This is a genomic window from Kitasatospora sp. NPDC091257 (genome assembly GCF_044757675.1).
In the GTDB taxonomy this organism is placed as follows: Bacteria; Actinomycetota; Actinomycetes; order Streptomycetales; family Streptomycetaceae; genus Kitasatospora; species Kitasatospora lactacystinica.
On record NZ_JBIVVI010000623.1, the window covers coordinates 1 to 5,400 of the forward strand.

The 5,400-nt window shown below is 73.2% G+C and carries 5 protein-coding genes and 1 pseudogene; 3 read left to right on the plus strand and 3 right to left on the minus strand.

Going from position 1 to position 5,400, the window contains the following annotated elements:
- Nucleotides 1–550 (minus strand): annotated as a pseudogene (locus tag ACIQOV_RS25845) (hypothetical protein); the annotation flags it as partial.
- Between the two features lie 3 nt (nucleotides 551–553).
- Complete coding sequence (locus ACIQOV_RS25850; RefSeq protein ID WP_401052304.1) at nucleotides 554–1,072, minus strand: YbhB/YbcL family Raf kinase inhibitor-like protein; 519 nt, start codon at nucleotides 1,070–1,072, stop codon at nucleotides 554–556.
- A gap of 97 nt (nucleotides 1,073–1,169) precedes the next feature.
- Here ACIQOV_RS25850 and ACIQOV_RS25855 point away from each other — a divergent pair, with 97 nt between their 5' ends.
- Together ACIQOV_RS25855 and ACIQOV_RS25860 are read left to right on the plus strand one after the other, a co-directional pair.
- Complete coding sequence (locus ACIQOV_RS25855; protein ID WP_401052307.1) at nucleotides 1,170–1,829, plus strand: rhomboid family intramembrane serine protease; 660 nt, start codon at nucleotides 1,170–1,172, stop codon at nucleotides 1,827–1,829.
- A gap of 101 nt (nucleotides 1,830–1,930) precedes the next feature.
- Nucleotides 1,931–3,097: a hypothetical protein gene (locus ACIQOV_RS25860; RefSeq protein WP_401052309.1), complete on the plus strand. Its 1,167-nt coding sequence runs from the start codon at nucleotides 1,931–1,933 to the stop codon at nucleotides 3,095–3,097.
- Nucleotides 3,098–3,162: 65 nt separating this feature from the next.
- Here the strand turns inward: ACIQOV_RS25860 and ACIQOV_RS25865 are convergent, their stop codons facing one another.
- Nucleotides 3,163–4,731 carry a helicase HerA-like domain-containing protein gene (locus ACIQOV_RS25865; protein ID WP_401052311.1) on the minus strand — a complete coding sequence of 523 codons (1,569 nt, stop codon included), beginning with the start codon at nucleotides 4,729–4,731 and terminating at the stop codon, nucleotides 3,163–3,165.
- 192 nt (nucleotides 4,732–4,923) lie between these two features.
- On the opposite strand from ACIQOV_RS25865, the gene ACIQOV_RS25870 reads away from it, so the two are divergent.
- Nucleotides 4,924–5,220, plus strand: a complete 297-nt coding sequence (locus tag ACIQOV_RS25870; protein ID WP_030061387.1) for a type II toxin-antitoxin system VapB family antitoxin — start codon at nucleotides 4,924–4,926, stop codon at nucleotides 5,218–5,220.
- Nucleotides 5,221–5,400 lie beyond the last annotated feature (180 nt).

A 5,400-nucleotide genomic window follows, 5' to 3' on the forward strand; every position in this document is an offset into this window, starting at 1 on the left:
GGTACCCGGGCAGGTCCTTCCGGTGGTCCGGGCTCCACGCCACCCGGCCGTGGGTGTCGGCGCCCCGGAGTCCCGCGCAGGACATCGGGTGGTCGCCGTAGATGCCCTCGTCCCCGTAGGCCATCCAGATCCGGCCGTCCCGGTCGGTCACCAGCACGGGCGTGTCGTCGCCGAGGAGGAGTTCCCGGCCGGGGGTCCCGTCGGGGCCGTACACGAAGCCGTTGGGCCGCCACTCCTCCCCGTCCTGCTCGGCCCGGGCCTCGACCAGCAGCAGCCGGCCGCCCGGCAGCAGCGCCAGGTGGTCCGGCGAGCAGTCGACCCCGGACAGCGGCACCCGCCACTCGCCGCGGGGGCCCATCACGACCACCTCGGCCTCGTACGGGAACCGGACCTCCGGCCAGGACCCGGCCGGTGCCGTGTACTGCTCCGGCACCACCAGGACGGCCAGTTCCCCGTCCGGCCCCACCGTCCAGGTCACGGCCCGGCGGCCGGCCTTCCACTCCTCCTCGGGCAGCCGCCAGACCTCGACCGGGCGATCGGATATCGCCAAGGGTCAGACCCCGTACTCGGCGGTCAGCAGCGCCCGGCCCAGGGTGTGGAAGGTGAGGTTGAAGCCCACCTGGGCGGGCGGGGTGTCGGCGGCGACGTCCAGCTTCTCGACGTCCAGCGCGTGCACCGCGAAGACGTAGCGGTGCGGGGCGCCGGGCGGCGGGGCGGCGCCGTCGTACTGGTTGCCCGGGAAGTCGTTGCGGCCGTGGAAGGAGGCCTCGCCGGGCAGGGCGGCATCGGAGGAGCCGGCGCCGCGCGGCAGCCCGGTGGTGTCGGCGGGCAGGCCGAGGGCGAGCCAGTGCCACCAGCCGGAGCCGGTCGGCGCGTCCGGGTCGTAGCAGGTGACCGCGATGCTCCGGGTGCCCTCCGGCAGGCCCGACCAGGCCAGCTGCGGCGAGAGGTTGCCGCCGGCGTGGATGAACTCCCGGCCCAGCGTGGCGCCTTCGGTGATGTCCTGGCTGCTCAGCGGGAAGGACGGCACCTGCGGAAGGAACTCGTACGGCAGCGGCGCGCGCTTGCTCATGGGCTGGTCACCTCTCACGGTCGGATCTCACGGTCGGAACGACACGAGTCACTGTAATGGGGTGCACGTACGCTTCCGGCGCCCCTAGAGTCGGGGCATGGCCGCCAAACTCGTCCAGTTGTTCGCCGACTCCCGCCGCGCGCTGCTCACCATGCTCGGCATCCAGGCCGTCATCTGGTCGGTGCAGGTGCTCAACTGGCTGGACGACTACGGGCTGTCGCGGGAGTTCGGCCTGCGCACGGAGCAGGTCGGGGACCTCCCGGAGATGTTCACCTCGCCGTTCCTGCACTTCAGTTGGAGCCACATCGAGGCCAACTCCTGGCCGCTGTTCGTGCTCGGCTTCCTGTCCGCCTACCGGGGTATGAAGAAGTTCCTGCTGGCCAGCCTGGTGATCGCGGTGTCCGGCGGGCTGCTGGTCTGGCTGCTGGAGAGCCCGAACACGGTGACGGCCGGCGCGAGCGGCATGGTCTACGGCTACCTCGGCTACGTGGTGCTGCGCGGGCTCCTGGACCGCAACGTGCTGGACGCGGTGGTCGGCGTCGTCGTCGCGGTGGTCTACTCGACCATCCTGATCGGGGTCCTGCCCGTCACCCCGGGCGTCAGCTGGCTGGGCCACCTCGGCGGGCTGATCGGCGGACTGGCCGCCGCCGTCCTGCTCCGCGACCGGCCGGCCGCGAAGCCCGCCGCGCCGCAGGGGACCGCCCCGACCAGCCCCGGATCCGCCCTGCTCAAGCAGCTGGACGAGCTCGGCCTGTAGGACGTGTCCGACGATTCCCATCCCGACCATCAGGTATAGACCAATCCCACCCCTGCGGCTAGCGTGGACGGCTCACCCTCCCCCAGCTCCGGAGCCGCACCGTGGAGTCGTCCGTCCTCGCCTTCGCCACCGACCTGCTCGACGAGGGCGCCGACACCTTCTTCGGCAACCTCACCGACCGCGCCGGGGTCGGCGGCGTCACCCTCGCCTCGGTCTACCACGAGGCCCGCGACGTCTTCCCGCACAACCCCCGCCGGGTGGTCCGCTACCTGGAGCCGGGCGCGGCGTACTTCCACCCCGACCCGGCCGCCTGGCGGGGCCGCCGGCTGACCCCCGTGCCGTCCACCGCGATCGGCGACCGCGACCCCTTCGCCGAGGCCGCCGAGGAGGCCCGCCGCCGCGGGCTGAAGCTGCACGCCTGGACGGTCTTCTGCCACAACGACCGGCTCGGCTTCACCCACCCCGACTGCGCCCCGGCCAACGCCTTCGGCGACCGCCACCTCACCGAACTCTGCCCGGCGAACCCGGAGGTCCGGGAGTACGCGCTGACCCTGGTCGCCGAACTGGCCCGGTACGGCGTGGACGCGATCCGCGCCGAGTCCCTGCACTTCCACGGACTGCGCCACGGCTACCACCACGAGCGCTACTTCGAGGAGTTGGGCCCGACCGCCGAGGCCCTGCTCGGAGTCTGCTTCTGCCCGCACTGCCGCTCCGCCGCCACCCGCGCCGGGGTCCCGGCCGAGGCGGTGGCCGCGGCGGTCCGCGCCGAGCTGCGCCGCCGGCTGGCCGACGAGTCCGCCGCCGCCGAGCCCGCCGACCTGAGCACCCTCGCCGACGGCGCCTTCGCCGCCTACGTGGACGCCTCCGCCACCGCCGTCACCGCGCTGGCCGCCGACCTCGCCGAGCAGGCCCGCCGGCACGGCATGCGGCTGACCTTCATGGACGGCGGCGGCCCGGGCACGGGCTGGCTCGCCGGCATCGACCTGCCCGCCCTCGCCGGGGCCGTCGACCGGATCGAGACCCTCGGCTACGCGAGGACCCCGGAAGCGGTCCGGGAGAAGGTCGCCGCCTTCGCCCTGCACGGCGTCCGCCCGCAGTCCCTGGCGGTGATCCTGCGCCCGATGTCCTCCGACTGCGACGGCCCGGAGAACCTCGCCGCCAAGATCGCCATCCTGCGCGAACTCGGCGTCCCCGAGGTGGAGTTCTACAACTACGGCCTGATGCGGCTGTCCTCCCTGGACCGGATCGGCGCCGCACTCTCCGCCTGACCGCCGACGCCACGCCCCACCGACACCCGCGCCGCCCCACCGGCCGGCCGGCCCCGCCCGACCGGTCAGCGCCGCCGCTTGGACGTCCCGAACAGGCTGCGCGAGATCTCCTGCCCGAGCTGCTTCCCGGCCGAGCGCGCGAAGGACTTCACGGTCGGGTTGCTCAGCAGCGACCCGAGCAGCCCGCCCGCACCCTCCTTCTCCCTCGGCGCCTCCCGCCGCGGCGCCCGCTCGGCAGGCGTCGACGCCCCGGGCCCGGTGGGCGCCGCCCGGGGCCGCGGGGCACGCGCCGCCAGCTTCTCGTACGCCGACTCCCGGTCGATCGCGTCCCGGTAGCGCGCCGTCAGCGGCGAGGCGTCCACCACCGCCTGCAGGGCCGTCGCCCCGATCGGCCCCATCAGCGACTGCGGCGCCCGCAGCCTGGTCGCCGCGACCGGCGTCGGCGCGCCCTTCTCGGAGAGGACGGTGACCACGGCCTCGCCGGTGCCCAGCGAGGTCAGCACCGCGCCGAGGTCGTACGAGGAGCGCGGAAAGGTCGAGACGGTGGCCTTGAGCGCCTTGGCGTCGTCCGGGGTGAAGGCGCGCAGCGCGTGCTGCACCCGGTTGCCCAGCTGCGCCAGCACGTCGGACGGAACGTCCCGCGGCGTCTGGGTCACGAAGAAGATGCCGACGCCCTTGGAGCGGATCAGCCGCACGGTCTGGGTGATCGCCTCCAGGAAGGCCTTGGAGGCGCCCTTGAACAGCAGGTGCGCCTCGTCGAAGAAGAACACCAGCTTGGGCTTGTCGAGGTCGCCCACCTCGGGCAGCTCCTGGTAGAGGTCGGCGAGCAGCCACATCAGGAAGGTGGAGAACAGCCGCGGCCGGTCCTGCACGGCGGGCAGTTCCAGCACCGAGACGACGCCCCGGCCGTCCGGAGCGGTCCGCAGCAGCTCGGCGGTGTCGAACTCGGGCTCGCCGAAGAACGCCCCGGCCCCCTCGTTCTCCAGCACGGTGAGCGCGCGCAGGATGACCCCGGCGGTGGCCGCCGAGAGCCCGCCGATGGTCCGCAGCTCCTCCTTGCCCTCGGGCGAGGCGAGGAAGGCGATCACCGCGGTGAGGTCCTTGAGGTCGTAGAGCTCCAGGCCCTTGCCGTCGGCGTAGTGGAACACCAGGCTGAGCGAGGACTCCTGGGTCTCGTTCAGGTCGAGCACCTTGGCCAGCAGCAGCGGTCCGAAGCTGGTGACGGTGGCCCGGACCGGGATGCCGGCGCCCTGTCCGCCGAGCGAGTAGAACTCGGCCGGGCAGCCCTGCGGCGACCACCGCTGCCCCACTTCGGCGGCTCGGGCGCCGGTCCGCTCGCTCGGTGCCCCGGGCGCGGCGATGCCGGAGACGTCCCCTTTGATGTCGGCGAGGAACACCGGCACGCCCTGCCCGGAGAGCTGTTCGGCGATCAGCTGGAGGGTCTTGGTCTTCCCGGTGCCGGTGGCCCCGGCGACCAGCCCGTGCCGGTTGAGCACGCCCAGCGGGATGCGCACCTGGGCGTCCGGGTACGCGGTGCCGTCCAGCAGCACGGCGCCGAGGTCGAGGGCGGGACCGGTGAAGGCGTACCCGTCGGCGATCTCCCGGACGGCCGGCGGGGTGGGGTCGGAGGACATCGGTGCACACTCCTGAGCGGATCGGAACGCTTCGGAACGCTTCGGCATCGGCGCGGAACCCGATCGGCACCGGGCGATGTTCGCGACATTTCCCATCAAACAGCTGCATTCGTCCATGCGCAGTTCACACCGGCGCGCGTGGCGGCGTCGCGGCTGCTGCGCCATCCGCCGTCCGAACGGTAGGCTTTCCGTGTGATCTTCAAGCGCATCGGCAATGGGCGGCCGTACCCGGATCACGGCCGGACGAGCACCCGCCAGTGGGCTGACGTCGCCCCGCGCCCGGTGCGGCTCGACCAGCTGGTGACCACCAAGGGCCAACTCGACCTCGAAACCCTTCTGGCCGAGGACTCGACGTTCTACGGGGACCTCTTCGCCCACGTGGTGAAGTGGCACGGCGACCTCTACCTGGAGGACGGCCTGCACCGGGCCGTCCGGGCCGCGTTGCAGCAGCGCCAGGTGCTGCACGCCCGCGTCCTCGAAATGGAGTGACGGACCCGGTCACCGGGCCGTCGGGCCGCCACGGGCTTTCCGGACCGCCCCCTCGCCATCCGGCGGAGGGCGGTCCGCGCGTACAGACAGACTACTGGTCGGGGCCCACACCTCGCGACCACCATCGGGCCGTGACCAACACCGACGCCTTCCTTGCCCTCAGCGCCCGTACCGGCCGGT

What these genes read in the sequence shown, in the direction of transcription:
- ACIQOV_RS25865 (WP_401052311.1), bottom strand. Translation starts at nt 4,731, where the DNA reads ATGTCCTCCGACCCCACCCCGCCGGCCGTCCGGGAGATCGCCGACGGG.
- ACIQOV_RS25850 (WP_401052304.1), bottom strand. Translation starts at nt 1,072, where the DNA reads ATGAGCAAGCGCGCGCCGCTGCCGTACGAGTTCCTTCCGCAGGTGCCG.
- ACIQOV_RS25855 (WP_401052307.1), top strand. Translation starts at nt 1,170, where the DNA reads ATGGCCGCCAAACTCGTCCAGTTGTTCGCCGACTCCCGCCGCGCGCTG.